We start from the raw sequence: 25691 nt of genomic DNA on the forward strand, positions 1-25691 counted from the left end.
CGCGCCGCGCCGCGCGCACAATCCGCCGGCCCCTCTTAGACCTTCACATTCTCCATCTTGGGATCAACGAGGGGCGTCAGGTGCACTTTGGCGGGCACACGCACGCCCGCGACCTCCAACTCGTAACTGCCCGCCAACACATCCTTATGCGTGATTACGCTATCCGAGCGGACATAGCCCATGCCGATTGGCGCGCCGATGGTATGCCCGTAGCCCGCCGAGCTGAGCCAGCCGCAGCGCTTGCCGTCGTTGAGGATCGTCTCGCGCCCCGACAGGATCACATCGGGCGCGGCGGTAAACGTCGCCATGATCTTGCGCACGCCGTTCTCCTTTTGCGCCGCGCAAGCCTCGCGCCCCCGGAAATCGACATTGGTCTTCAGCTTGACTGCCCAGCCCAGCCCCGCCTCGAACGGGGTGTGGTCGGGGCCGATATCTGACGCCCAGGCGCGATATCCCTTCTCCAGACGCAATGTCTCGATTGCGCGGTAGCCCGCGTTTCGCAGGCCATGCGGGGCCCCCGCCTCGACAAGCTTTGCATGCACGGCTGTGGCGTATTCGGTCGGGATATGCAGCTCCCAGCCCAGCTCGCCCACATAGGTCACGCGCAGGGCGCGCACCGGCGCGCCAGCGATCCCGATGGTCTGTCCGGTGCCGAAGGGAAAGGCGGCGTTCGACACATCTGCATGCGTGACCGCCTGCAGGATATCGCGCGCCTTCGGCCCCATCAGCGACAGGACCGCATAGGATGAGGTGACATCGACCAGCTGCGCGTTCATCCCTTCGGGAATGGTGCGCGCAATATGGTCGAAATCATGGGTGGCATATCCGGTGCCGGTGACGATGTAGAATTCATCCTGCGCCGCGCGCAGGCAGGTCAGATCGCATTCAATACCGCCGTGATCGTTCAGCATCTGGGTATAGGTCAGCTTGCCCACCGGCCCGCGCACGTCATTGGCCGCGATCCATCCCAGTGCCGCCTCGGCATCCGGGCCTTTCAGCACGAACTTGGCAAAGGAGGTCTGGTCGATCAGCACTGCCGCCTCGCGCGCCGCCCTGTGCTCGCGCGCGACGGCATCGTGCCAGTTGGGCACGCCGAAGGTGTAGATGTCGCGCGCCTCCTCGCCCGGTTCCGCGAACCAGTTGGGACGCTCCCAGCCCAGCTTTTCGCCAAAGACCGCGCCTTGGGATTTCAGCACATCGTAGAGCGGGGATTTGCGGCAGGGCCGGGCGCTTGTCTGCTCCTCGCTGGGCCAAGCCATCGTGTAATGCTTGCCGTAGGCCTCGTAGGTGCGGGCGCGGATCCAGTCATCGTCGAAATGCGGCCTGCCAAAGCGGCGAATATCGACCGCCCAGAGATCATAGGGCGGCTGCCCCTTGGCCACCCACTCGGCCAGCGCCATGCCCGCGCCGCCGCCCGCCGCGATGCCGTAGGCGTTGAAGCCCGCGCCGACAAAGAAATTGCGCAGCTCGGGCGCCTCGCCGAGGATGAAATTGCCATCGGGGGTGAAGCTTTCGGGTCCGTTGGTCAACGTCTTGATGCCGGCGGTTTCCAGTGCAGGGACGCGGCCCAGCGACAGCTCCATAAGCTGCTCGAAATGGTCGAAATTGCTGTCCAGCAGGGTGTAGTGGAAATCCTTGGGAATGCCGTTCCTGGCCCAGAGGATCGGGTTCGCCTCGTAGCCGCCCATGACGAGGCCGCCGACCTCCTCCTTGTAATAGGTCAGCCGGTCCGGATCGCGCAGCGTGGGCATGTCGGCGGTGACGCCGTCGATGGGCTCGGTCACCATGTATTGATGTTCGACCGGAACGAGCGGGACATTGACCCCGACTGTTTTGGCGAAGGCCCGCGTCCACTGACCGCAGCAGGCGATGATGATGGGCGTGTCGATGCGGCCCTTTTCCGTCTCGACGCCCTTGATGACGCCATCCTCGACGATGACCTCGGTCACTTTCGTGTCCTCGAAGATGCGCGCGCCTTTCTGCCGTGCGCCCTTGGCCAGTGACAGCGTGATGTCCGAGGGGTTCGCTTGCCCGTCCGTGGGCAGATAGGCAGCCCCGATCACGTCATCGACCTGCATCAGCGGCCAGAGTTTCTGTGCCTCGGACGGCGTCAGTAGCTCCATCTCGAGGCCAAAGCTGTGCGCGGTGGTCGCCTGCCGTTTGACTTCCGTCCAGCGCTCCTCGTTGCACGCAAGGCGCAGGCCGCCATTCATCTTCCAGCCGGTCGCCTGGCCCGTCTCGGCCTCGAGCCGTTTGTAGAGATCGACCGAATAGCCCAGAAGCTGCGTGATATTGGCGTTCGAGCGCAGCTGGCCGACAAGACCCGCCGCGTGAAACGTGGTGCCCGAGGTCAGCTTCTTGCGCTCGAGCAGCACCACGTCCCAGCCCAGATCGGCCAGGTGATAGGCGGTCGAGCAGCCTATGATCCCGCCGCCGACGATGACCGCACGGGCCTCTTTGGGAAAATCGCTCATGTCAGATGTCCTTGGGCTTTGAGGGCGGCCAGCGCCTCGAGGTAGCGGCCGAGATTCTTGTCGGTATAATCGGCATAGTCGAAGTCGATCTGCGAGGTCTGCTCGCTGACCATCGACCACATCGTCTCGCGCAGGAGCGACGCGCATTTCATCGCCTCGTAGCTGCGCCAGAGCTCCGGGCCGGGCAATGCGCCATAGTATCGCGCCAGCATCGCCTTTTCTGCCTCGCGCGGCAGGGCGGCATTGCTGGCAAGGCCGCCGAGATCGAAAAGGGGCGAGTTCCAGCCGCCATATTCCCAGTCGATCAGCCACATGCGGCTGTCCGCCCTCAGAATGTTGGCGGGCAAGAGGTCATTATGACCCAGCACCATCTGGACAGGGCCAACAGCGCGTTCCAGCGCCTCCGCCTCGTCCAGAAGCCCGCTCAGCTTCGGGATATGGCGCGAGCCTTTTGCCCGCAGATCATGCGCGTAGCTGCGCAGGATGTGGAACACCCAGAAGGCAAGTGTCGGCCCATGCGCGTGCTTCGGCAGATCGCGGTGCAGCGTTGCCACGAGGTCCGTCGCCTGCATCAGCGACCCTTCGTCGTGCAGATCCTCCTCGGTCAGCGCGGTGCTGGGGATGTAGTCGATCACCAGCGCGCCCTCCTGATGGTGGCGCACGGGAGGCGAGAGGCCCGCATCTGCGGCGGCATGGCTCAGCGCCAGTTCGTGCCAGCGCAGGATGCCATGCTCGGGGATATCCTGCCCAAGCCGCACCACGTAATCCCGTCCCGCATCGGTGACCCGAATGTTGTGATTGGTGATCCCGCCCTCCAGCGGTGCAGCCGCCGTGACATCGCTCCAGCAGGGCAGGGCGCGCGCGGCGGCGATGGCGTCATCCGGTGTCATGTCAGTCCCAGCCTTTCCTTGGATCGGCGCGCCATGGCCGAGATGATGCGATCCGCGATGATGGCGATGAAGGCGACGGCCACGCCCGCGACGATGCCTTGGCCCGTATTGGCCTTGGTCAGCGCGATATAGACCTCCTGTCCCAGATCGCGCGTGCCGACGAGCGCGGTGATCACCAGCATCGAGAGCGCCAGCATGATCGTCTGGTTGAGACCCAGAAGCAGCGAAGGCGTAGCCAGCGGCAGCTTGACGCGCCAGAGCAGTTGCCGGGGCGTGCAGCCCGCGACCAGCCCCGCCTCGATCATCTGCGGATCGACCGACCGGACGCCATGCGCGGCATAGCGCACGGCCGGGGCGAGGGCGTAGAGCACGACCGCGACCATCGCCGAGAACTCGCCAACGCGAAAGAGCATCACGACAGGGATGAGATAGACAAAGCTGGGCAGCGTCTGGAGCGTGTCGATGAAAGCCCCAACCCAAGCATGCGCCCGCGCCCGCTGGCCTGCCCAGATGCCCAAGGGCACGCCGATGGCATAGGCGATGAGCACCGAGACACCGCAGAGATAGACCGTCGTCATCGCCTCGTTCCAGAGGCCCACGCTGGCGATGAGCGCTGTCATGATCCCAGCCATTGCCCCCAGCCGCCAGCCGCCGACGCGGCCTGCCGCAAGGCCCGCCGCGATGATGCCACAGGCCCAGGGAATGCCGGTAAAGAAGCGCTTGACCGGCAGCAGGAGCCACGTGAGGAAGAACGACTTGATCGCGTCCAGCGTGTCGAAGAACGTCACGTTGATCCAGCGCATCGCGTCCTCCCAAAAGGGGGAGGTGGTGAGGGTGAGCCGCTCGGGGTAGTCCTGCACGAAGGGGATGAAGAGACCCAGCAGATACGTGCCCGCAACGATCAGCCCGGCGGCCACCAGATAGGGATGGCGCTGGACCAGTCCCGCATCCTGCGCGGGCGCCACATCCGGCAGGCGGGTGGCGAATGCTTGGCTGACGCGGTCGAGCGCGATGGCAATGACCACGATGGCCAGCCCCGCCTCGATCCCGCCGCCGATATCGAGGCTGCGAAGCGCGCTCAGCACGTCGAAGCCAAGGCCGCCCGCGCCGATCATGGACGCGATGATCACCATGTTGAGCGAGAGCATGATGACCTGATTGACGCCCACCATCAGCGTCGGCCCGGCCGAGGGCACCAGTACCTTCCACATCATCTGCCGCTTGGTGCAGCCCGCCATGTGACCGGCCTCGACCACCTCGGGCGGGACGGTCTGCAACGCCACCGTTGCGACGCGTACCATGGGAGGCATGGCATAGATCACCGTCGCCACCAGCGCCGAGACGGGGCCGAAGCCGAAGAGGAAGAGGATCGGCACCAGATAGGCAAAGATCGGCACCGTCTGCATGAGGTCCAGCACCGGGCGCAACGCCCGCTCGAACCAGGGCGCGCGGTAGCACGCGATGCCGAGCGCGAGGCCGCCCATGACGCCGATGGGGACAGCTATGACGACCGAGGCCAGCGTGACCATCGCGCTTTGCCACTGGCCGAAGATGGCGAGATAGACGAAGCAGGCGCCCACAAGCGCGGCAAGGCCCCAATCCTTGGCGTAGCGCGCGATCATCACCGCCAGAGCGGTGACTGCCAGCCAGCTGAGCGGTGGCGCGATCTCGACCGCGTTCGAGCCGAGGCCAGAGATGAAGCCGTCCGCCAAAAGCGCGCGCGCGGCGTCATAGGGGATCTCGATCAGGCCCGAGATGAACCGGGTCAGCTCACGAAAGGTAAAAAGGCCGAAGGTCGCATCTTCTAGAAGCCAGCGCATCGCGTCCGAAATCCAGCCTTCGAAATTGATCTGCCAGCCCTTGGGAAAGCGGATGATCCAGCGTGCATCGAAAGCCTTGTAAAGCTGGAACGAATAGGATGACAGCAGCCACGTGACCGCGAAAAGGCCCCACCAGAAAAGCGCGGCAGGCGTGGTCAGGCGCCGCCACATCATGCGGGGGCGCCAGCCCGCTGCCGCCCGATCAGTACGTCGATCACCGCCGCCGCATCCACCTGGCCCACTGGCACGCCCTTCTGCATCACGCGAAACGGGCGCTGGGCGGCCTCGACCTGATCGGCCACATCCGCAACGCGGGACGCGGCACCCAGATCACCGGCGAAGGGGCCGGGGCCGAGAGGCGCCATGACCGCGCCAAGGCTCAGCACTTTGCCGCGCGGGATATGTTTCGTGAATTCAGCGACATAATCGGTGGCAGGGTTTAGCACCAGTTCTTCGGGCGTCGCCGTCTGCACGATGCGCCCGTCCTTCATCACCGCTATCCGGTCGGCAAGGCGGATCGCCTCGTCGAAGTCATGGGTGATGAACACGATGGTCTTGTGCAGAAGGCCTTGCAACCGCAGGAACTCGTCCTGCATCTCGCGCCGGATCAGCGGATCGAGCGCGGAAAACGGTTCGTCAAGGAACCAGATCTCGGGCTGGCCCACAAGGCTGCGGGCGATGCCGACGCGCTGCTGCTGCCCGCCGGACAACTGACGCGGGAAGTATTGCTCGCGTCCCTTGAGGCCAACCGTTTCGATCATCTCATGCGCGCGCGCCTCGCGGGTGGTTCGCGCCACGCCCTGCACCTCGAGCGGAAAGGCCACGTTCTGCAAGACCGTCAGATGCGGCAGCAGGGCGAAGTTCTGAAAGACCATGCCGATCTTCTTGCGCCTGAGCTGCGTCAGCTGCGCGCCCGTCATGGCCAGCAGATCCTCACCGTCGAATTCGATCTTGCCGCCCGTCGGCTCGACCAGCCGCGACAGGCACCGCACCAGCGTGGATTTGCCCGAACCCGAAAGGCCCATGATGACAAAGATCTCGCCCTCGTAAATCTCGACATTTGCGGCGCGCACGGCGCCGATCAGACCCGCCTCGCGCAGCGCGGCGTCATCCGGGGCCGGAGTGCTGGCAAGGAGGCCGGCAGCGTCCGGGCCATAGAGCTTCCAGACGTCGCGGCAGATCAGCTTGGGGGCGCGGGGCATCGGCACCTCATGGGGCAGAGGGGTGGAGCACGAAAAAGCGGGGGGCAAAGCGCGCCCCCCGTCAGTCTCAGGGAGGTTCAGTTGATCCAGCCATCCACCTTGGCTTCGTTGCTTGCCATCCACTCGGCGGCCACATCGTCGATGGACTTTCCGTCCAGATCCACGGCCGACACCATCGCGCCCATCTCCTCGTTGGTGAGGGTGTAGTCGCGGATGATCTCGGCGGCGCCGGGCCATTTCTCTTCGACGCCCGACCATGCGACTTTCCAGATGGGGCCAGTCGGTTTTCCGCAATCATAGGCCGCATCGGGGTTTACGCCGTGGGACGGATCCTCGTAGCATTCCTTTGAGTAAGGCGGAAATTCGACATACTTGCCCTCGTATTTCGCGGGCGCCCAATGGGGAGAATAGAGCCAAAGTACGATCGGCGCCTCGCGCTGGTAGGCCGATTCCAGCTCGGCAAAAAGCGCGGCGTCCGTGCCCGCATGCACCACCTCGAAATCGAGCCCCAGCGCCTCGACGCGTTCTTCGTCGAAGCCGCCCCATGTGACGGGCCCGCCCAAATAACGGCCCAATGGCGCCGTTTCGGACGTGGCAAATTCGCCCGCGCAGTCCTGAAGCGCCTCCCAATTCGGCAGGCCGGGGCAGCGCTCTTCCATATAGCTGGGATACCACCATTCCTCGATTGCGATCATACCGCCTTCACCCATGTTGACGACATTTCCGGTGGCCACGGCCTCGTCCATCGCCTCGCGGCCGGTCGTCTCCCAGATCTCCGAGGCGACGTGCAGATCGCCCGTCTTCAGCCCCGCGAATTGCGCGATGTAATCGGCCTGCACCAGCTCGACATTGTAGCCGGCTTTCTCCAGCACATTCTTGAGGATCGTCGTGTTGACGATCTGGCCGGTCCAGTCATGGGTGGTCAGGCGGATGGGGTCCTGGCTCTCGACCTCGGCCATGGCGGGGAAGGTGAATGCGGCAAGCGCGGCGGCGCAGGTGGCAATGCGTTTCATGAAATATACTCCCTGATTGGCTGCCGCGCCTCGTTTGGGTGGGTGCGACATTTATGAGTGAAGCGCAGAAATCCACATATGGCAACGCTTAATGTGGGTTTATGTTGGAAATTGCGCGAATGCCGTGGCAGACTGCCCTTGTATTCGGCGCTGCGTGTTGTATCGCCCTTCGCACCTTGTGACAGCAAAGCAGGCCGGCATGGACAGCGCACATCCCACCCACCGCCAGCAAGAAATCATCGACGCGCTGCGCCGCGCGGGCGGCTCGCTGCGCGTCGGGCGGCTGGCCACCGAGATGGGCGTCAGCGAAGAAACGGTGCGCCGCAACCTCAAGGTGCTGGCCGATGCGGGCCATGTGACCAAGATGCACGGCGGCGCGCGCCTGGCCGAGATGCCGGGCGAGGGTGATTTTCAGCACCGGCTGAGCATCGGCGCCAGCGCCAAGCAGCGCATTGCGCGGCATGTCGCGGGCATGATCCCCGATGGCAGTTCGGTTTTCCTCGATGTGGGCAGCACGACCAGCTATATCGCCGACGCGCTGCGCGATCACCGCGATCTGATGGTGGTCACCAATTCCGTCTCGGTCGCCTACAAGCTGGCGACGCGCGGCGGCAACCGCGTCTATATGGCGGGCGGGGCGCTGCGCGCGCATGATGGCGGCGCGTTTGGCGCCGAGGCGATGGCCTTTGCCCGCAATTTCAAGACGGATCTGGCGGTGCTTTCGACTGCCGGGATCACGGCGGACAACGGCTTTATGCTGTTCGATCTGGAAGAGGCGAATTTCAGCCGCGAGATCATCAAGGGCGCGGCCCGGCGCATCGTCGCCGCTGACGCCGCCAAGTTCGGGCGCGCGGCGCCTATTACCCTGTGCGATCCGGCCGTGATCGACACGCTGGTCACGGATGCGGCCCCGCCCGCCGATCTGGCCCGCGCGGCGCGGGACTGGTCCCTGGAGATAGAGGTGGCGGACCCATGAAGGACCGGATGACGCTAGATCAGATCGCGGCCAGCGCCGCGCGCATCGCGGAGGCTGCCAGCGCCGTGCCGATGCGCCATTTTCGCCAAAGCGGCCTTGGCGTCGAAACCAAGGACGACGCGGATGCCAGCCCCGTCACCATCGCCGATCGCGCCACCGAGGAGGCCATTCGCGCGGCCCTCGCGGCGGAGTTTCCCGGCCACGGCATTTTCGGCGAGGAATTCGGCACCGAAGGCTCCTTGGACGGCCCCGCCTGGATCATCGATCCGATCGACGGCACGCGGTTTTTCCTGACCGGCTATCCGGCCTTCGGGATGCTGATCGGGCATTTGCAGGCGGGCGTTCCGCAGGTGGGCGTTGTGCGCATGCCGGCCCTGAACGAGACATATCTGGGCATCAAGGACGCTGGCGCCACGCTGAACGGCGCGCCCATCCGCGCGCGCGCCACGACCGAGCTGCGCGAGGCGCGGCTGTTCATCAACGAGGCCGAGCGGCTCTTTGCCCATGATCCTGCGCTTTTCGCACGGCTTTGCACAACAGGGCATACGCGCCGCATGTCCTATGATTGCTACCCCCATGCCATGGTCGCGTCGGGGCAGATCGACGCCGTGACCGATATCGGCCTCGAGCCTTACGACTTCTTGCCGCTCGTCCCGCTGATCGAGGCGGCGGGGGCCGTCATTACGGATTGGGAGGGACGCGCGCTGACCCTCGGCTCGGACGGGCGGGTCGTGACGGCGGCGACGCCCGCGCTGCATGCAGCACTTCTGAATGTCCTGCACGGATAGGCGCGCAGCATCTGGGCGCGCCTTTGGCACCGTGCTAGCGTGGCGCAGGTTCACAGATTGAAGGCGCAGATGATGCGGTCCAGCTACATCCCCAAAGGTGCTGCCAGTTTCCGCATCGCGCGCGTCGAGGCGCCGCGCATGTTTGATTTCGTGCTGCTGCCCAAGCTGACCATGCTGGCCCTCTCGGCGGCGATCGAGCCTCTGCGCGTCGCCAACCAGATATCGCAGCAGGAGCTGTATCGTTGGCGCATCATGACGCCAGGCGGCGCGCCGGTGGTCTGTTCGAACAATATCGCTATCGTGGCCGATGCACCCCTCGGTCCGCCCGAACGCGGCGCGCGCGTCTTTATCTGTTCGGGCGTCGAGCCGGCCGAGACGCTGGACATGAGTGTCACCAAATGGGCGGCTCGGCAGGCCGCGCATGGCGTGCCCGTGGGCGCGATCTGCACCGGAGCCTTCACCCTGGCACGTGCGGGTCTTTTGCGGGGCCGTCGCTTCACCCTCCACTGGGAGAACCAGCCCGCCTTTATCGAGGCTTGGCCGGATCTGGTGCCGACACCCAACCTTTATGAGGTGGACCGCGAGCTGATGACGGCGGCGGGCGGCTCGGCCTCGACCGATCTGATGCTGAGCGTGATCGAGGATGATTTCGGCCCGGAATTCGCGTTGACCGTCTCGGATATGTGCCTGCACGGGCGCAGCCATTCGGACCACGCGCCGCAAAAGACCGCTCATTCGGCGGCCATTGGCAGCCGCAATCGGCATCTCATCGCGGCGATCCGGCTGATGCAGCTTAACCTCGAAGAGCCGCTTGGTGTCGAGGAGATCGCGCGCGGATCCGGCATCTCCAAGCGCCAACTCGAGCGCAGCTTTGCCCAGCATACCGGCCTCAGCCCGCGGCGCTACTACACCGATCTGCGCCTCGCGCGGGCCTATTCGTTGCTGAGCGAAACGGATCTGCCCATCGCCGAGATCGCGGCCGCGACCGGATTTGGCGGCACGTCGGCCTTTGCCCGCGCATTCCGCCAGAAATTTGACATGGCGCCGGGGAAGTTCCGCAAGCGGTGGTGAGGGGAGGGCTTCGGCCCGGCGCGTCGCTAGTCCGGTGAATCGGCGGGCTCTTCCACCTTCGCCTTGCCTTCGGGCGTGTAGATGATGCGCGTATCCTCGCGGAAGTCATGCAGATCCAGCGGCCAGCGCGCGCGGGGCCAACGCATTTCCATCTGCAGCCGCCTGGGGCGAAAGACAGCCGTGTATAGCGTGCCAAAGCCCTGATCGAAGCGCGTAGAATAGAGGGGCGGACGCAGGAATGCGCCGATGAATTTCTCCTCCTCCTCGACATGCAGCGTCAATCGCTGGAGCAGGTAACGCTCGCGCTCGACCGTGGCGGTAAAGCGGGCATGACTTGCCCACTCCACCCGCTCCTGATGGTTGGTCGCCACGGCCTGATGGGTGATCACGGCGGGGCGGTCGGGCGCCATCAGTGCAGTCAGGAACTTGCGTCGGCGGTCCAGCACGGTGACATTATAGCTCATATGGGTCGGCACGCGGGCCAGAACGCGGCCCGCCTCCTCGGCGGTCTCGCAAGTCTGCAGAACGTAGCGCAGGATCAGCGGCACGCCGAACCCGTCGCCGACAACACGCCGCCCGCCGAAGGTAAGCGAGACGGCAAGCCCCGCGTCGTTGATCCCGTCCACCAGCCCCCAAAGGCCATCGGACGTGCCCATCACGGCGCGGCCCTGCCATTTTGTGCGCAGGGTCAGGCTGTCGAATGCCTTGGGCGAGTAGTCGTAATTGCGCACCATGACCGGCTCGGCACCCGGCCAGATGGCCTGGCTACACGACGAAAGGTAAGGCGGCGGGCAGTAAAAGCTGAGAAACCGCGCGGCATGGTCCGTGCCGCCTGCCAGCTCGACCAGCTGGTCATAAAGCGGCAAGAGCTCGGGCATATGCGCGCGCAGCGCCTTGTGACTGTCGAGAAAGCCCGGACGCGCCTCCGCGCCCTCACGCGCCCACCAGCGATGGTAGTCAGGCCAGTATTCGCGGAAAAGCCCGGCCCATTTCGGGCCGGGATCATCCTCGGTTATCGCGCGCCACGTCAGTTTCATGCAAAAGCTACATGATCTTGAACGCGGGATCATTCAATGCCGGACCCGCCTCGGCGGTGGGCATGGGGCGGCCCTGCACGCCCTGCTTGATCCCGTGAATCCAGCGCTTGGCCCGCTCGGTCAGCTTGAATCCGTTGGTCATGGAGCGCCCGCGCGTCACCAGAATGCCGATATCGGCGCCCTCGTAGCGATAATCACCCGGCTGCAGGATGCGCAGGAAGAACGCCTCGTTCTCGGATTCCACCGCGCGGCGGTGATAGTCGAAGCGGTTGAAGTCGATACTGCCATCCTCGCGCATGCGATAAATGCCCGTCTCGGGCACGTTGGTGGCGATGTCGACCGTATCCTCGGTATGCTTGATCACCATCTGAGACCAGCTGTCGATCATCTTGGGATCGGCCCAGCGGCCGTTCAGCTCGTCCACGTCCAGATGGAATTTCTTTTTCGAGAATTCCAGCAGGTGGAAGAGGAAAAGTGGCGCATCCGCATGGGCGAAAGCCGCATGGTTGGTCATTGACGAGCAGCCGGTGATACGCGGATTGAGCTCGCCCAGCCAGATGTCGCCAGTTTTCTTGTCGATCAGGAAATCCAGCTCGAAATAGCCGCGATAGCCTTCCTTGCGCAGCTGCTCGCCGAATTTAAAGGTCAGCTCGCGTGCCTTTTCGCGCACCTTGGGCGGAAAGGCGGTGGCAAAGATTTCGTTTCCGCACCAGCCGCCGCGGTAGGGGGTCAGCTCTTTGAAGCCGACAAGCTCGGTCATCAGGGGGCCGACGATGGTGCCTTCCTTGGTGGCGCAGCCCTCGATGGCTGAGCCGCGGCAGTCGATCCGCTTCATGATCTTGATTTCGCCCTCGCCGACGATCTCGTGCTCATGGCGGCGGAAATCGGCTTCGGATTTGATGAAGAAGGTCGTATGCCCGCTATCGCCGTAGGCCGATTGCAGCACCAGATCATGGCCAAGCCCCGCCTTGTCGCAGATCTCGTTCAGATGCTCATAGCTTTCGACAACGCTCAGCGTGTTCGGCACCGACGGCACGCCCGCCTTGTTGCCGATGCGCACGGTCTCGATCTTGTTGTCCATCTTCTGACGCAGCTTGGCCTTGGGGAACCAGACATCGGCGCCCAGTTCCTTGGCGAGGCGCTCGGTCTCTTCGTCGAACATGAGAAAGACGAATTTCGGCTTGCCACCGCGCCGCTTGACCAGATCAATGACCTCCTTGTGTTGCAGAAGGTAGTTGTTGATGTCCTCGATCGACTGAAATTCGGCATGGGGCTGTTCGCTGGGCACGAATGTGTTCGGATGCTTGCCGCCGTAGCAGTCGATATAGCAGATATACTTGAAATTCTTGCACCACTCATCGAGGCCCAAGAGGTTGAAGTTGGTGGCCGAGATGAAATAGATCGGATCCTCGTTACGGTGAAAATGCCGGCGGATTTCCGAGATATTCTTGAGTTCTGCTACCATTTTGTCTGTCTCCCTTGTTCGTTTTTTATATTTGGTATTCTTCAGAATTTTGCGCGTGCATCATTGAGTTTCAGCCTGGCGACATTCGCCTTGCCCTGCTTTTTCAGCGCATCCTCGGTGAAGACGCGCAGGCCCAGATCGGGGCGATAGCCGTGGATTTCGCTGACATCGAGGGCGCGCATGAAGGACAGGATCTCGTCGCTGACGACCTGTCCGGGCACCAAGATGGGAAAGCCGGGCGGGTAGGGGATGATGAACTGGGCCGAGACCACCTCACGCCCCGAATTCATCGCTTCATGGATGGATCCGTCCAGCTCCAGATAGTCGCAATTCTTGTCATCATAGCTGAGGAAAAAGGCCGAGCGTATATCGCCCTCTGGCGTGCTGTCCCCGGTGCGGAAACTGTCGTGGAAGTGGCTGAAATCGGGCAGCGGAGGCAGATCGTCCATCAGGTTCGCCACGCGCCGCTCAAAGCCGCGTTTTTCCATGTTTGACGCGTCGTCCTGCAATTCGTCCAGCTCGCGCGCGATCTCGACCAGCACCTCAATGAGGTAGGCGACCGACGAGCGCGTCGTGCCGATATTGGTCATGAAAAGGACGGTGTTGCGCGATGTCTTGTTGATCTGGATGCCGTATTTATCCATCAGGATTTCGGTCTTGAACGTGTCGCCGTCCCAGCCGGTACCGCCCACGGCCAGCGTGACGCGCGTGGCGTCCAGCACAAATTCATCGCTCTCCCAGCAATCCCAGATGTCGGTCCAGCCTTGCTGCGGATCGTAATAGCTCTGCACGCCGCTCTCGCGGTGTTCCTCGGGGATCATGTCGCCGGCGGTCAGAACCTTGAAGTATTTCTGCAAAAGCGGATGCGTGGAAATCGCCCTGCGCATCGACATGGCGGCCTCGACCTGCCTTTGCACAAATTCAAAGCCTTCCAGCTCGACCTGGCGGCGCCCGACATCCAGCGATGCGATGATCTGGTAGTTCGGCGATGTGGAAGTATGGGTCATGTAGGCTTCGTGAAACGCGGCCTCGACCTCGCCTTTGAAGTCCTGGTCGTGGACATGGATCATCGAGCCCTGGCGCAATGAGGTGAGCGTCTTGTGCGTCGATTGCGTGGCGTAGATGCGCACCCGTGCCCCCGGGGGCGGAACGAGGCGGGTGTTGAGCAGAGCCTCGTCGCCCTTGCCCTCCAGCTCTTTTTGCTGCGCCTCATAGGCCTTTGCATGCGTTTCGGTCCGCAGCTTTTCGCGCAGGTTCTCGGCGGCATTCATAGCCGTGCGTTGGCGGTAGGTGGGGCCAAACCGGGCAAAAGCGAACCATGCCTCATCCCAGAGGAACACGAGGTCCGGCTTGATCGCGAGGCATTCCTCCATCACCCGCTCGACGTTATAAACGATACCGTCGAACGTACAGTTGGTCAGCAAGAGCATGCGCACCCGGTCCAGCTTGCCCGCCGCCTTCAGCTCCAGAAGCTGCTTCTTGATATCCTTGAGCGGCACGGCGCCGTACATCGAATACTCATTCAGCGGATAACTGTCCAAATAGCAGACCTGCGCGCCAGCCAGGACCATCCCGTAATGGTGGGACTTGTGACAGTCACGGTCGACCAGCACGATATCTCCTGGCCGAACAAGGGCTTGCACGACGATCTTGTTGCAGGTCGACGTGCCGTTGGTGGCGAAATACGTCTGCTTTGACCCGAACGCGCGGCTGGCAAGGCGCTGCGCCTCCTTGATCGGTCCGTGAGGCTCGAGCAGGCTGTCGAGGCCGCCGGACGTAGCCGAGGTTTCAGCCAAAAAGATATTCGGACCATAGAACGCGCCCATATCCTGAATCCAGTGCGACCGACTGATCGACTTGCCCCGGCTGATGGGCATGGCGTGAAAAACACCGGTGGGCTGCTTGGAATACTCGACCAGCGCGGTGAAGAAGGGCGTTTTGTAGCGGGCCTGAACGCCTCGAATGATGTTGAGATGCAGCTCCAGGAAATCTTCTTGATTATAGAAGACACGGCGGCAAATCCCCAGGTCCAGCCCCGCGATATCCTCGACCGAGCGGTCGGTGATGAGGTAGGCGTCAAGTTCGGGACGCACGCGTGCGATCATGCGGCAGAGTTCCGGGCCGTAATTGCCGGGGTCGAGCTCTGCGAGCGCCTTGATGCCGCCCGCGCGGTTCAGATAGCGCTCGAGAATGGGCAACTCCAGCTTGGATTCCAGTGTCAGGCCCGGCCGCACGACGATGGCTTGAATATTGTGATTGAAAAGCACTCCCATCAAGGCGTCCTGCAGGCTGGGGACGACGACAGGTTCATAGTGGAACGGGTCTTCCGGTCGGCGCATCCGCTGGAAATTGGATTTCAGCCACCGTTCCTGATGCTCATTCATGTCATCGACAATCAGCACCTCGAAATAGGGCTTGGTCAATGCGCGGGCCTCCAGCGACTGGAGCGCCTCGTCCTCATGCTCGTCCGTGTCGATGCTTTCGCGGTCCAGTGGAATATGGCGACGGCGATAGGCGCCGCTTGTCAACGCGCGCAGGATCCGCTTGGTCGTGAAGGCAAGCTCGCTGTAGTGGCCGGCTTCGAAATGGCGGTGGAGCAGATCGAAAGCGGCGGTGCCCGGAAAGGCCCAGAATGTCTCAATCGGGGCGAGCTGATCGAGAAGCTCGGTGATCTGCGCCTTCATCTTGGTCGCGGCGCGCCCATCTGAATTGCGCGCCAGTTCGGATGAGATATCGCGGAGCGAGCTCCACCGGTCGGCCCGCAATTGGACTGCCGAATAATAGTCTGCCATCGAATGCATATCAGTTCCCCGCTTGTGCGCAGGCGATCAGAAAGTGGCGGCAGTGTCGTGCGGGCAGAATCTGATCGTCCGCAATTTTTGTTTCTTGTCAGTTCGTTAAGGGTGGCGTTCCCCCGACCTTGATCCCCGGAATGGCGCTGGCGTCCTCGCCCGCGTTGGCCGGTCTGCCAGTGGGTTGATGCGTGCCCGGACGCCCGCCCAGATCCCTGCCCAGATCGGCGCGCGCGGCGCCTGTCGTGTCTTGACCGGGTATGGCCAACGGGCCCAGACCGTGCAGGTAGGCATCGGTGCCGCTGCTGCGATCATAGACCGAAAAGTCGACCTCGCGGTCGCGGAAGCTTTTGAGAACCTGGCCCAGTCCCTTCATGCCCCGCTCGCGTTGGCGGCGCACATGGCTGAGGTCAACCTCGATGGGAAACATGTCCTCTTGCCCAGCCGACTGGTGAAGAACGGTGGCTGTAGGATCGACGACACAGGACTTGCCCACGCCCCCCGCACCAAGACCGTTAACATCGAAGACATAGCACTGGAACTGTGCCGCCGTCGCGCGCGCGATCGACAGCTCTGCCTCGCGGTCCGTGGTGCCCGTCAGAACCGGATGCAGCAGCACTTCGACACCCTGACTTGTCAGCTGGCGGGTGGTTTCCGGGAACCACATGTCATAGCAGATCGAGAGGCCAAAGCGCCCCACATCTGGCACGTCAAAAACGCAAAAACCCGTCCCGGCATCGACGCCCGCCTCATAGGGGCGAAAGGGAAACATCTTGCGGTAGCTCTGCACGATCTCGCCCTGCGGGTTGATCACGGTCGCGGTGTTATAGATCCGCCCATCCTCGGCAGTCTCGAACATCGATCCGGGGATCAACCAGACGTTATGGCGCAGCGCCGCCTCGCAAAAACGGTCGATGGTTTCGTTGCGCAGGGGCAGGGAAAACTTGGTCAGCGGACCGTAGGGCGCCAGCTCTGAAAAGAGCACCATCTGCGTCCAGGGAAAGCGCGCCATCAGCAAGTCGAGCCGGTGGATCATCCCGTCCACATTGGGTTGCAGCGCGTTCACGTACATCTGAACACCTGCGATTGCGAATGGCGTCATCAGCGAGCTTTCCTTTGTTATGCGCGATCTGAACCGTCAGTCTATGCCTATCGGGCGCGGAATAACAACAGGCCAGATACGCACCGCGTTCCGATGACGTAGCGTCACGTCCGGGCGCGGACGAGCCGGACCGCGGCAGTCGATATGTGAGAAATGGCTGGGGTGGTAGGATTCGAACCTACGATACACGGTACCAAAAACCGATGCCTTACCGCTTGGCTACACCCCAACTTGGCGTGGGTGTTAAACCGAGGCGCTTTGGGGCGCAAGACCCGTCGATGAAAAATTCCACCAATTTTGCCGTTCGATTTTGCGTTTGTCGCATCGCGGGGTGTCCGGCGCGCGCGCAGGCATGCCAGGCCGGTGCGTCAGTCCAGGATCTCGCCAGCCGCGACGCCCCACAGCGCCGTCTTGGGCACCCAACCGTCATAGCCGCCGACCTCGATTTCGCACCAGTCGGGCGCGCAGGCCTCGATCCGGGCGATCACGCCCAGTTCAAGCTGGGCGACGACCAGCGCCTCGGGGTCGGGCAGGGCGCGCATCTGCAGCATGTCGCGCTCGACAGTGACGGTGCGCACGCCCGAGAGCAAAGAGTAATGCATCCAGCCGCCCGCGCCATCGCGGTCCTGCACGCGGCGCCAATGCCCATGCTCGGCGGTGATCTCAAGCGGCGTGTCGCGCCGTTTGAAGATCCAGTCGATCCGGTGGGTACGGCTGGGACCGCGCCGCGCGTTGCCTTCGGCGGCCTTCATCGACACATAGCGCGGCAAGGGCAGATTTGTGACCGGCCCGCGCTCTTGCGCGGCGGCGCCCAGCGGCAGTGCGGCGCAGAACGCCAGCGCGATAGCAGCATATGTTTTGGTGCCCATATCCGGAATTCTGCCCGTTCTCGCCTGCGGGGTTCTTGTGCCTCGCCCGTTCCTGCGTCACCATGACATCTCGGCACGGAATATGGAAGATCAAGGAGGCGCCCCATGTCAAAGACCCGTCTAAGTGTGACCGTGACGCGCCGCCTGCCGGATCCGGTCGAGGCGCGCCTGTGCGAGCTCTTCGACACCACGCTGCGCGAGGATGACAGCCCGATGACGCGCGAGGAGCTGGCCGAGGCCGCGCGCGGCTGTGATGTGCTGGTCCCGACGCTCAGCGATCGGATCGACGCGGGTCTTATCGGTCAGGCGGGCGACCGTCTGAAACTGATTGCGAATTACGGCGCGGGGGTCGACCATATCGATGTGGCCACTGCGCGCCAAAGGGGCATTCTCGTCAGTAACACGCCGGGCGTCTCGGCCGATGACACCGCCGACATGGCGATGGCCCTGATCCTGGCCACGTTGCGGCGCATCCCCGAGGGTCTGGCGATGATGCAATCGGGCGACTGGGCCGGCTGGTCGCCCACGGCCCTGATGGGCGGGCGCGTGTCGGGGCGGCGTCTGGGCATCCTCGGCCTCGGCCGGATCGGGCAGGCGGTGGCGCGCCGGGCAGGAGCCTTTGGCATGCAGGTGCACTATCACAACCGACGGCGCCTGCGCCCCGAGACTGAAGAGGCGCTGGGGGCCACCTATTGGGAAAGCCTAGACCAGATGGTGGCGCGCATGGACGTGATTTCGGTCAACTGCCCGCATACGCCTTCGACCTTTCATCTGATGAACGCGCGGCGCCTGAAGCTGATGAAGCCGGACGCCGTCATCGTGAACACCTCGCGCGGCGAAGTGATCGACCAGAACGCGCTGACGCGGATGCTGCGCGCCGGCGAGATCGCGGGTGCCGGTCTCGACGTTTACGAGGATGCCGCCAATCCGCGCCTTCGCGCGATGAAGAATGTCGTACTGTTGCCGCATATGGGCTCGGCCACGCATGAGGGTCGGATCGAGATGGGCGAAAAGGTATTGCTGAACATCAAGACCTGGGCCGATGGGCATCGCCCACCTGATCAGGTCGTTCCGGCGATGCTGTAGCGATGCGCGCGCTGCTGATCTCACTTGCGCTCGCCGCTTGGGCCGGGGGGTCTGAGGCGCAGCAGGCTGCCGATGCGGTCGCGCCCGAGGTCGGCGCGTTCGAGGTGGCGGGCGCCGCTGCGCCTGTCACCGCCGAGGAGTGGATGATCGTCACCGCGCATCCGCTGGCCAGCCAGGCCGGCGCGCGGGTGTTGGGGCAGGGCGGGACCGCCGCCGATGCGATGATTGCAGCCCAACTGGTGTTGGGCCTCGTGGAGCCGCAAAGCTCGGGCCTTGGCGGCGGCGCCTTTCTGGTATGGTGGGATGCCAAGGCAGGCGCGCTGACCACGCTCGACGGGCGCGAGACGGCACCGCAAAGGGCGACCCCGACGCTGTTTCAGAAAGACGGCGCGCCGATGGACTTTTTCGAGGCAGTCGTCGGAGGCCGCTCGGTCGGGGTGCCGGGCACGCCGATGCTTCTGGGCGAGGCGCATGCCCGCTGGGGGCGCCTCGGCTGGGCGGATCTTTTTACCGAGGCGCAGGATCACGCCACCAACGGGTTCGAGGTTAGCCCGCGCATGGCCGCCTCGATCGCCGCCAATGCCGACACGCTGGACCGGTTCACCGCCACGCGCGACTATTTCCTGCCGGGCGGACGCGCGCTGGGGGCGGGTGATACGCTGCGTAATCCGGCCTATGCCGAGACGCTGGCGCAATTCGCGGCCGAAGGTCCTGCGCCCTTTTACACCGGCGATATCGCCCGCAAGATCACCCGCGCGGTGCAATCCGCGCGGGGCAATCCCGGCACGCTCAGCCTTCTCGATCTCGCGCTCTATCAAGTGAAAGAGCGCGCCGCTGTCTGCGCGCCCTATCGCGATCATGAGGTCTGCGGTATGGGCCCGCCGTCATCGGGCGCCATTGCTGTTGGCCAGACCCTTGGCGCGCTGGGCGCCTATGATCTGGCGGCGCTTGGCCCCGAAAGTGCCGAGGCGCGGCGCCTGATCGGTGATGCCAGCCGCCTCGCCTTTGCGGATCGGGGCCGGTATGTCGCCGATCCCGATTTCGTGCCCGTACCCGCCAAGGGCCTGCTTGACCCCGCGTATCTCGCTGCGCGCGGTGCGCTGTTGAACGGCGGCGCCGCACTATCCGAGGTGCAGCCCGGCACGCCCGAATTCGACCACGCTCTGAATTGGGCCGATAACCTGCCTATCGAAATGCCCTCGACCTCGCATATCTCGATCGTCGATGGCTATGGCAACGCTCTGTCGATGACCACGACGATCGAGAACGCTTTTGGCTCGCGCGTCATGGCCGCCGGATTTTTGCTGAACAATGAGCTGACGGATTTCAGCTTTGCCAGCGTGGATGGCGGCCTGCCCATCGCAAATGCGGCGGCGCCGGGCAAACGCCCGCGATCGTCCATGGCGCCGACCATCGTGATGCAGGATGGCGCGCCGCGCCTCGTTATCGGCAGCCCCGGTGGCAGTCGCATCATTCCCTACGTCACGAATGCAATCATCGCCTATCTCGACTGGGGCATGGATGTGCAGGCGATCACGACGATGCCGCACGCGATCAACCGTTTCGGCACCTATGATCTGGAGGAGGGCACCAGCGCCGAGGCGCTGGCAGGCCCCTTGCGCGACATGGGCTTTGACGTCGAGCTGCGCGGGCTGAATTCGGGCCTTCACGCCATCGCCATCGGGGATGGCTTGCAAGGCGGCGCCGATCCGCGCCGCGAGGGGCTGGCCATCGGCGAGTGAGCCCGCCGCGAAACCGCCATCCACCCATCCAGAAATTGCCCATGTCCTGCGCGATATACCCTGTGATATCGGGCTAAGAAGGATGCCGGCATGAACTATTTCGCAATCGGGTTCGGGGCTGTCGCACTGACGACTGTTGTCGCCATCGACTATGCCAATCAGGCCAACATCGCGGGCGCCGCGCCGGGCAGCTACCCGGCCAGCGCCTATATGCAGAGCTTTGCGGCGCGCTGGAGCGATGCTTGCGATGCGCAATCAGACGCAACGGCAGCAGCAGCGGCCTATCTGCCCCCCGCGCCCGAGGGCTGGACCCGTACCGCATGGCCGACCGAGGACGCGCCTTTGCGGGGCTGGATCTACCGGCAGGGCGATACGGCGGTTGCGCTCTGGGCCGATTACCAGACCGTTGGGAGCGATTGCGGCGCTTCGGGCGGAATCATGGCGGGGTTGGCCCACGCGGCGAAGGTCGCGGGCACGGGATGGGCCGTGATCGGCGGCACTGCGTACCGGCATCTGCCCGCCGGCAGCCATGCGGAGGAGGCAACGAGCGCGGGGCTGGACGCAGGCTATGACGCTGCCCAGACAACGATCGGCTTTGACGACATGGTGACGCTGACCGCCCTCAGCACCGCATCCGAAAGCGCGCTGCGCAGCCTTCTTGCCGCCGCTGATTACGATGGGCTTAACGGCCTGCTCAGCACGCCGCTGCCCCTGATGGGTAGTGACGCGCCGGTTATCGCGACGGCGAACGAGGCAAAGGCCGCAGACGTGCTTCTGGCACTGCAGGCGGGCGTGCTCCTTGCGAATGGCGGCGCCGATCTGGACGCCGTCACGGCGGCGCGAATCGGAGTGCTGAAAGCCGGCTCTGCGGGGCGGGCTCAGATTGCGCTGGAAGGGTCGGTGCGCCATGGCGCTGCCAATGTAGATGCGCTGAATAACAGGGACGACACGTCCACCGATGAGCCCACCGCCGCGCCGGAGCCGCGTTCCAAACCGCAGCGCCTGACCCTGTCGGGTGGGAAAAGCTGCCTCGAAGGCTCGGCCAGCCGTTTCTGCCGCGACTGACGGCGCCACCCCTTGGCAGCGTGCCGCGCTTGGGCAAGAGTAGCCGGGTGCCACAGCAGAGGGGGCGGCCGGTGATCAGGCAAGGAACGGGCAGGGCGTTTTGGGCCGTGATAGCAGGTCTTCTGACGCTGACAGCGCTTGCTGCCTGCTCGCGGCCCCTCACCCCGAACGAGCGTGCTTTTGCCGCCGATATCATCGGCCCGGCGCTGGATGTGGATCGGGTACGCATCGCGCGCGGCTTCACCACCATCCCCGAGGCGCCGCAGACACCCGACATCTCCGATCTCTATCCGATCGTTGATGAGAATACCGTCACCGGCCTTTGCACCCGCAGCGCGCCCGAGCCGCGCAGCGGCCCGCCGCCCGGCTGGGCGCTGTGGAACCGGGTGCATTTCAATCGCGAATTCTACCGTGCCGATCTGGCGCCCGGCTGGCCGAAGGCAGCGCGCTTTCCCCAGGGCCTGGTGCTGGCACACGAGCTGGTCCATGTCTGGCAATGGCAGAACCGCCGGATCACGGGCTATCGCCCCACGCGCGCCGCGCTGGAAAGCGTGCTCAACATGGATCCCTATTTCTATGTCCCGGACGAGGGCGCAACCCTGCTCGATTTCGGCTACGAGCAGCAGGCCGCGCTGCTGGAAGATTACCTTTGCCACGCTCTTTACGATCCCGCAGCGCCCCGCCGGGCCGAGCTGCGCCCGCTTCTGGCGCCTTATTTTCCGCTGGACCGGCTGGATGCGGCACTGGGTCGCTGACGGACGCGGGGCCATGTCGGTTTCCGCTCTCCATAGGTCGGATGGGCCGCGCGCCACATCATGAAACTGTTAGAACCGGGGCCAGAAATGCCTTTCGGAGAGCAGCGCATGAAAACCCAAGTCAAAGCCCTTGTCGTCGGCGGCGGTGCCGTTGGAACCTCGATCGCCTATCATTTGGCAAAGGCCGGTTGGGACGACGTGATGCTGCTGGAACGGGACGAGCTGACGTCCGGCTCCACATGGCACGCCGCGGGCCTTCTACCCTATTTCAACATGAGCTACGCGACGACGCATATCCACGACTACTCGATCAAGTTCTACAAGACGCTCGAGGAGGAAACCGGCCTCAACGCGGGCTTCGCCGTTGTCGGCAACCTGCGCATGGCCCAGACCGAAGAGCGGATGGACGAATACCGCCTCTACGCCTCGACCGCCGAGACCTGCGGCGTGCCTTACGAGTGGATGACCCCGGACGAGATCAAGGCGAAATGGCCGCTGATCCGTACCGATGACCTCAAAGGCGCGCTCTACCACCAGACAGACGGCTATATTAACCCCGCGGACGTCACCATGGCGATGGCCAAGGGCGCGCGCCAGCGTGGCGTCATGATCGAGCGTAAATGGCAGGCGGACGCATTTCACTGGAACGGCGATGCCTGGGAAGTGACGGCCACCAAGATGGTCGAGAAGGGCGGCAATCTGGTGCCCTCGGGCGAGCAGATCGTAATCAATGCCGAGCATGTCGTCACTGCCTCCGGCAACCACGCGCAGCGCACCGCCAAGATGCTGGGCATCAAGATGCCCGCGATTCCCGTTGAGCACCAGTTCATCGTGATGGACCAGGATCCCGCACTGGTCGAGTTCCGCAAGCAGCCCGGCAATGTCGAGCACCCCGTCATCCGCGACGCCGACGCGCAGTCCTATGTGCGCGAAGAGCGCGGCGGCTGGATCCTGGGTGTCTACGAGCCCGGCGCGCCCGCGCGGTTCGAGCATGGCGTGCCTGACAGCTTCCGCGCCGACCTCTTCCAGCTGGATCTCGACCGGATCGAGGACCAGTACATGGCGATGAACCACCGCATTCCCTCCTGCGAGGAATGCGGCCTGAAGGACGACTTCAACGGACCCATCTGCTATACGCCCGATGGCAACCCGCTGGTCGGCCCGGCCCCGGGTCTGCACAATATGTGGCTGGCCGAGGGTTTCAGCTTCGGCATCACGGCGGCGGGCGGCACGGGCTACTACCTCGCTCAGATGATGGTGGATGGCGAGGCCGAGATCGACATGGCCAGCCTCGATCCCAAGCGCTATTCGTCGAACTGGATGACCACCGAATTCGCCGCGCGCAAGAACGAAGAGGCGTATGAGCATGTCTATATCCTACACCACCCGGATGAGGAGCGCCCCGCCTGCCGCCCCCTGCGCACGGCGCCCGCCTACGACCGCCAGAAGGCGCGCGGCGCGCAATTCGGCTTCGTCAACGGCTGGGAGCGGCCCAACTACTACGGCCCGCTGGACGCGCCCGAGAATTTCGACCACGACGCCCGCAGTTTCCGCCGCGGCGGCTGGTGGCAGCACGCGGTGGATGAGGCAAAGGCCATCCGCGAGGGCGTCGGCCTGATCGACGCGACGGCGTTCTCCAAGCATGTCGTCAAAGGACCGGGCGCGACCCAGTTCCTCGATTGGTTCACCTGCAACAAGCTGCCGAAAGTGGGCCGGATCAACCTGACCTACGCGCTGACCGCGCATGGCACGACGCGCACGGAATACACCATCGTGCGCACCGGCGAGAATGCCTATTACCTCGTCTCCGCCGGCGCATGGACGGAATATGACGCCGATTTCCTGCGCAAGGCCGCCGAGGAAAAGATGGAGGAGTTCGGCTATATCGAGATCCAGGACGTGACCAGCCAATGGGGCGTCTTTGCCATCGCGGGCCCCAAATCGCGCGACGTTCTCAAGGATGTCATCATCGACGCCGATCCCGCAACGGCGCTCTCGAACAAGCGCTTTCCGTGGCTCTCGGCCCGCCAGATCGAGCTGGGCATGTGCCCCGTCAACGCCATCCGCGTCGCTTACACGGGCGAGCTGGGCTGGGAGCTGCATCACCCGATTGAAATGCAGAACTACCTCTTTGATCTGCTCGAGAAGGCGGGCGAGGCGCACGGGATGAAACTGGTCGGCGCGCGCGCGCAGAACTGGCTGCGGCAGGAAAAAAGCTACCGCGCCTTCGGCAATGAGCTGGGCCGCGATGCGACCCCGCTTGAGGCCGATTTGCCGCGCTTTGTAGATCTGGAGAAGGATTTCCACGGCAAGGACGCGATGGTGAAGACGGGCGTGCGCGCCAAATGCGCGACCTTCCTCATCGACGGGCCGGACGACGCCGACCCCTGGGGCCGCGAAGTGCTCTACACCGAGGGCGGCGAGCGCGTCGGGCGCCTGACGTCGGGCGGTTATTCGGTCGCCTTCGGCAAGAGTATCGGCATGGGCTACGTCAAGCCGGAGCTGGTCGTGCCGGGCACGGTCCTCAAGGTCAAGATCATGGACAAGCTCTGGGACGCGACCGTGACCGAAGACAGTCCCTATGACCCCAAGAACGAGGTCATCCGTAAGGATGGCTGAGGGCAGAGGGCGGGTTTCCGCCCTTATCCTGCTCCTGATCGCCGCGCTGTCCTTCGGCGCGGCGATCTTCCATGACAAAAACCCGCTGGCGGAAGAGGCTGGCGCGTATGCCGAATCCATCGCCAAGGTCAGCGCCGCGACCTACGTCACACTGCGGACGCTGAACGCCCTGCTTTCGACGGCTCAGGAGGTGGAAGTCGGCGCATCGGTTGGCGTGTCGGGCAATTTCCAGCCCGGCAAGATCCTCGAGCCGATTGACGACACGATCGAGCGTATCGCGGCGACGGTTTTCTCCATCATGCTCGTGTCTGGCCTCTTGGCGGTGGCCATGGGGCCGGTCGGCGCCGTGGGCGGGGCGATGATTGCGGCAGCCTGCCTTTTACTGCTGATTGGCCGCCAAAATCACTTGCGGTCTGGCGCGCGTAAATTGGGTTTTATGGGCGCTGTCCTCACGCTGGGTCTTCCGATTTGTCTGATCGCGTCCGATTGGCTGGCGGGCCCGCTGACGGGATCGGTTCTAATCCGTCATCAGGCGGTCATTGACGACATTGTTGCCGAAGTGCCAGGTGCTGACCCGGCGCCGCTCGAAAGCGCACCCGAGCAAACCGGGATATTGGGAGGCGTGCTGGATCGATTCAGCACCGGGTTAGACTATGTCGCGAGCGGGCAGCAGGTGCTGGCTCAGGCGGGCAGTATCGTCACGAATGCCGACAAGATCATTGGCAGCTATCTGTCAATTCTGGCCGTGCTGCTATTCCGGACCTTTTTGCTGCCGGCGCTTCTGCTGGTCGCCGGCTGGCTGATCGTGAAGGGTTACATCCGGGACTGAGCGCACCCCCTCGCAGCGATCGCAGTCAGCGCCGCTGCGCGTTTCCTCATGAAAAATTGCCTTGCCCAACATGTCGCACTAGTTCTCTTCACACTG

The 25691-nt window shown here is 63.9% G+C and carries 19 protein-coding genes and 1 tRNA gene; 9 read left to right on the forward strand and 11 right to left on the reverse strand.

Annotated features, from left to right (window positions below; all coding sequences use genetic code 11):
- Positions 1 to 35: 35 nt before the first annotated feature.
- The 5 genes from BW975_RS09090 to BW975_RS09110 all read right to left on the reverse strand — a co-directional run bounded on the left by BW975_RS09090 (position 36) and on the right by BW975_RS09110 (position 7399).
- A complete protein-coding gene (locus BW975_RS09090; RefSeq protein WP_076532846.1) occupies positions 36 to 2474 on the reverse strand; it encodes a GcvT family protein in 2439 nt (812 codons plus the stop codon).
- Positions 2471 to 3364, reverse strand: coding sequence for a phosphotransferase (locus tag BW975_RS09095; protein WP_076532848.1), 894 nt, complete (start codon positions 3362 to 3364; stop codon positions 2471 to 2473). Before BW975_RS09095 ends, BW975_RS09090 begins: the two co-directional genes overlap by 4 nt.
- Positions 3361 to 5358: an ABC transporter permease gene (locus BW975_RS09100; RefSeq protein ID WP_244512453.1), complete on the reverse strand. Its 1998-nt coding sequence runs from the start codon at positions 5356 to 5358 to the stop codon at positions 3361 to 3363. Before BW975_RS09100 ends, BW975_RS09095 begins: the two co-directional genes overlap by 4 nt.
- Positions 5355 to 6386 (reverse strand): quaternary amine ABC transporter ATP-binding protein, encoded by a 1032-nt coding sequence (locus tag BW975_RS09105; protein WP_076532852.1) that lies wholly within the window; start codon positions 6384 to 6386, stop codon positions 5355 to 5357. Before BW975_RS09105 ends, BW975_RS09100 begins: the two co-directional genes overlap by 4 nt.
- 77 nt (positions 6387 to 6463) lie before the next feature.
- Complete coding sequence (locus tag BW975_RS09110) at positions 6464 to 7399, reverse strand: ABC transporter substrate-binding protein (RefSeq protein WP_076532854.1); 936 nt, start codon at positions 7397 to 7399, stop codon at positions 6464 to 6466.
- Between the two features lie 199 nt (positions 7400 to 7598).
- Between BW975_RS09110 and BW975_RS09115 the strand changes: the two genes are divergently transcribed.
- The 3 genes from BW975_RS09115 (at position 7599) to BW975_RS09125 (ending at position 10234) form a co-directional block, all read left to right on the forward strand.
- Entirely contained in the window at positions 7599 to 8375 is a 777-nt protein-coding gene (locus tag BW975_RS09115) for a DeoR/GlpR family DNA-binding transcription regulator (protein ID WP_076532856.1), read from the forward strand.
- A complete protein-coding gene (locus BW975_RS09120) occupies positions 8372 to 9163 on the forward strand; it encodes an inositol monophosphatase family protein (protein WP_244512451.1) in 792 nt (263 codons plus the stop codon). Before BW975_RS09115 ends, BW975_RS09120 begins: the two co-directional genes overlap by 4 nt.
- A gap of 72 nt (positions 9164 to 9235) precedes the next feature.
- A complete protein-coding gene (locus BW975_RS09125) occupies positions 9236 to 10234 on the forward strand; it encodes a GlxA family transcriptional regulator (protein WP_335743497.1) in 999 nt (332 codons plus the stop codon).
- Positions 10235 to 10260: 26 nt separating this feature from the next.
- Here the strand turns inward: BW975_RS09125 and BW975_RS09130 are convergent, their stop codons facing one another.
- The 6 genes from BW975_RS09130 to BW975_RS09155 all read right to left on the reverse strand — a co-directional run bounded on the left by BW975_RS09130 (position 10261) and on the right by BW975_RS09155 (position 17499).
- Positions 10261 to 11271 (reverse strand): C45 family autoproteolytic acyltransferase/hydolase, encoded by a 1011-nt coding sequence (locus BW975_RS09130; RefSeq protein WP_170846528.1) that lies wholly within the window; start codon positions 11269 to 11271, stop codon positions 10261 to 10263.
- Positions 11272 to 11278: 7 nt separating this feature from the next.
- A complete protein-coding gene (locus tag BW975_RS09135; protein WP_272482020.1) occupies positions 11279 to 12781 on the reverse strand; it encodes a biotin carboxylase in 1503 nt (500 codons plus the stop codon).
- Positions 12778 to 15528 (reverse strand): aminotransferase class I/II-fold pyridoxal phosphate-dependent enzyme, encoded by a 2751-nt coding sequence (locus tag BW975_RS09140; protein WP_418314313.1) that lies wholly within the window; start codon positions 15526 to 15528, stop codon positions 12778 to 12780. The genes BW975_RS09135 and BW975_RS09140 overlap by 4 nt, the downstream gene beginning before the upstream one ends.
- 97 nt (positions 15529 to 15625) lie before the next feature.
- Positions 15626 to 16630, reverse strand: a complete 1005-nt coding sequence (locus BW975_RS09145; RefSeq protein ID WP_083687024.1) for a carbon-nitrogen hydrolase family protein — start codon at positions 16628 to 16630, stop codon at positions 15626 to 15628.
- Positions 16631 to 16784: 154 nt separating this feature from the next.
- A tRNA-Gln gene (locus BW975_RS09150) sits at positions 16785 to 16859 on the reverse strand.
- Positions 16860 to 16998: 139 nt separating this feature from the next.
- Positions 16999 to 17499 (reverse strand): SH3 domain-containing protein, encoded by a 501-nt coding sequence (locus BW975_RS09155; protein WP_076532865.1) that lies wholly within the window; start codon positions 17497 to 17499, stop codon positions 16999 to 17001.
- A 105-nt stretch (positions 17500 to 17604) separates the two neighbouring features.
- Here BW975_RS09155 and BW975_RS09160 point away from each other — a divergent pair, with 105 nt between their 5' ends.
- From BW975_RS09160 to BW975_RS09185, 6 genes are all read left to right on the forward strand, one after another.
- Positions 17605 to 18585: a 2-hydroxyacid dehydrogenase gene (locus tag BW975_RS09160; protein ID WP_076532866.1), complete on the forward strand. Its 981-nt coding sequence runs from the start codon at positions 17605 to 17607 to the stop codon at positions 18583 to 18585.
- A gap of 2 nt (positions 18586 to 18587) precedes the next feature.
- Entirely contained in the window at positions 18588 to 20327 is a 1740-nt protein-coding gene (ggt, locus tag BW975_RS09165) for a gamma-glutamyltransferase (RefSeq protein ID WP_076532868.1), read from the forward strand.
- A 90-nt stretch (positions 20328 to 20417) separates the two neighbouring features.
- Positions 20418 to 21392, forward strand: coding sequence for a hypothetical protein (locus BW975_RS09170; RefSeq protein ID WP_076532869.1), 975 nt, complete (start codon positions 20418 to 20420; stop codon positions 21390 to 21392).
- A 107-nt stretch (positions 21393 to 21499) separates the two neighbouring features.
- Positions 21500 to 22147, forward strand: coding sequence for a hypothetical protein (locus BW975_RS09175; RefSeq protein ID WP_083687025.1), 648 nt, complete (start codon positions 21500 to 21502; stop codon positions 22145 to 22147).
- 108 nt (positions 22148 to 22255) lie between these two features.
- Complete coding sequence (locus BW975_RS09180; protein ID WP_076533590.1) at positions 22256 to 24766, forward strand: GcvT family protein; 2511 nt, start codon at positions 22256 to 22258, stop codon at positions 24764 to 24766.
- Positions 24759 to 25595 carry a hypothetical protein gene (locus BW975_RS09185; RefSeq protein ID WP_076532872.1) on the forward strand — a complete coding sequence of 279 codons (837 nt, stop codon included), beginning with the start codon at positions 24759 to 24761 and terminating at the stop codon, positions 25593 to 25595. The genes BW975_RS09180 and BW975_RS09185 overlap by 8 nt, the downstream gene beginning before the upstream one ends.
- Positions 25596 to 25691: the final 96 nt, after the last annotated feature.

The organism is Roseovarius nanhaiticus, from assembly GCF_900156535.1.
Taxonomy (GTDB): Bacteria; Pseudomonadota; Alphaproteobacteria; order Rhodobacterales; family Rhodobacteraceae; genus Roseovarius; species Roseovarius nanhaiticus.

Coding starts and splice junctions, on each gene's coding strand:
- BW975_RS09095 (WP_076532848.1), bottom strand. CDS start 3,364: ATGACACCGGATGACGCCATCGCCGCCGCGCGCGCCCTGCCCTGCTGG.
- BW975_RS09185 (WP_076532872.1), top strand. CDS start 24,759: ATGGCTGAGGGCAGAGGGCGGGTTTCCGCCCTTATCCTGCTCCTGATC.
- BW975_RS09160 (WP_076532866.1), top strand. CDS start 17,605: ATGTCAAAGACCCGTCTAAGTGTGACCGTGACGCGCCGCCTGCCGGAT.
- ggt (WP_076532868.1), top strand. CDS start 18,588: ATGCGCGCGCTGCTGATCTCACTTGCGCTCGCCGCTTGGGCCGGGGGG.
- BW975_RS09105 (WP_076532852.1), bottom strand. CDS start 6,386: ATGCCCCGCGCCCCCAAGCTGATCTGCCGCGACGTCTGGAAGCTCTAT.
- BW975_RS09100 (WP_244512453.1), bottom strand. CDS start 5,358: ATGATGTGGCGGCGCCTGACCACGCCTGCCGCGCTTTTCTGGTGGGGC.
- BW975_RS09145 (WP_083687024.1), bottom strand. CDS start 16,630: ATGACGCCATTCGCAATCGCAGGTGTTCAGATGTACGTGAACGCGCTG.
- BW975_RS09125 (WP_335743497.1), top strand. CDS start 9,236: ATGCGGTCCAGCTACATCCCCAAAGGTGCTGCCAGTTTCCGCATCGCG.
- BW975_RS09090 (WP_076532846.1), bottom strand. CDS start 2,474: ATGAGCGATTTTCCCAAAGAGGCCCGTGCGGTCATCGTCGGCGGCGGG.
- BW975_RS09115 (WP_076532856.1), top strand. CDS start 7,599: ATGGACAGCGCACATCCCACCCACCGCCAGCAAGAAATCATCGACGCG.
- BW975_RS09140 (WP_418314313.1), bottom strand. CDS start 15,528: ATGGCAGACTATTATTCGGCAGTCCAATTGCGGGCCGACCGGTGGAGC.
- BW975_RS09110 (WP_076532854.1), bottom strand. CDS start 7,399: ATGAAACGCATTGCCACCTGCGCCGCCGCGCTTGCCGCATTCACCTTC.
- BW975_RS09120 (WP_244512451.1), top strand. CDS start 8,372: ATGAAGGACCGGATGACGCTAGATCAGATCGCGGCCAGCGCCGCGCGC.
- BW975_RS09130 (WP_170846528.1), bottom strand. CDS start 11,271: ATGAAACTGACGTGGCGCGCGATAACCGAGGATGATCCCGGCCCGAAA.
- BW975_RS09155 (WP_076532865.1), bottom strand. CDS start 17,499: ATGGGCACCAAAACATATGCTGCTATCGCGCTGGCGTTCTGCGCCGCA.
- BW975_RS09170 (WP_076532869.1), top strand. CDS start 20,418: ATGAACTATTTCGCAATCGGGTTCGGGGCTGTCGCACTGACGACTGTT.
- BW975_RS09180 (WP_076533590.1), top strand. CDS start 22,256: ATGAAAACCCAAGTCAAAGCCCTTGTCGTCGGCGGCGGTGCCGTTGGA.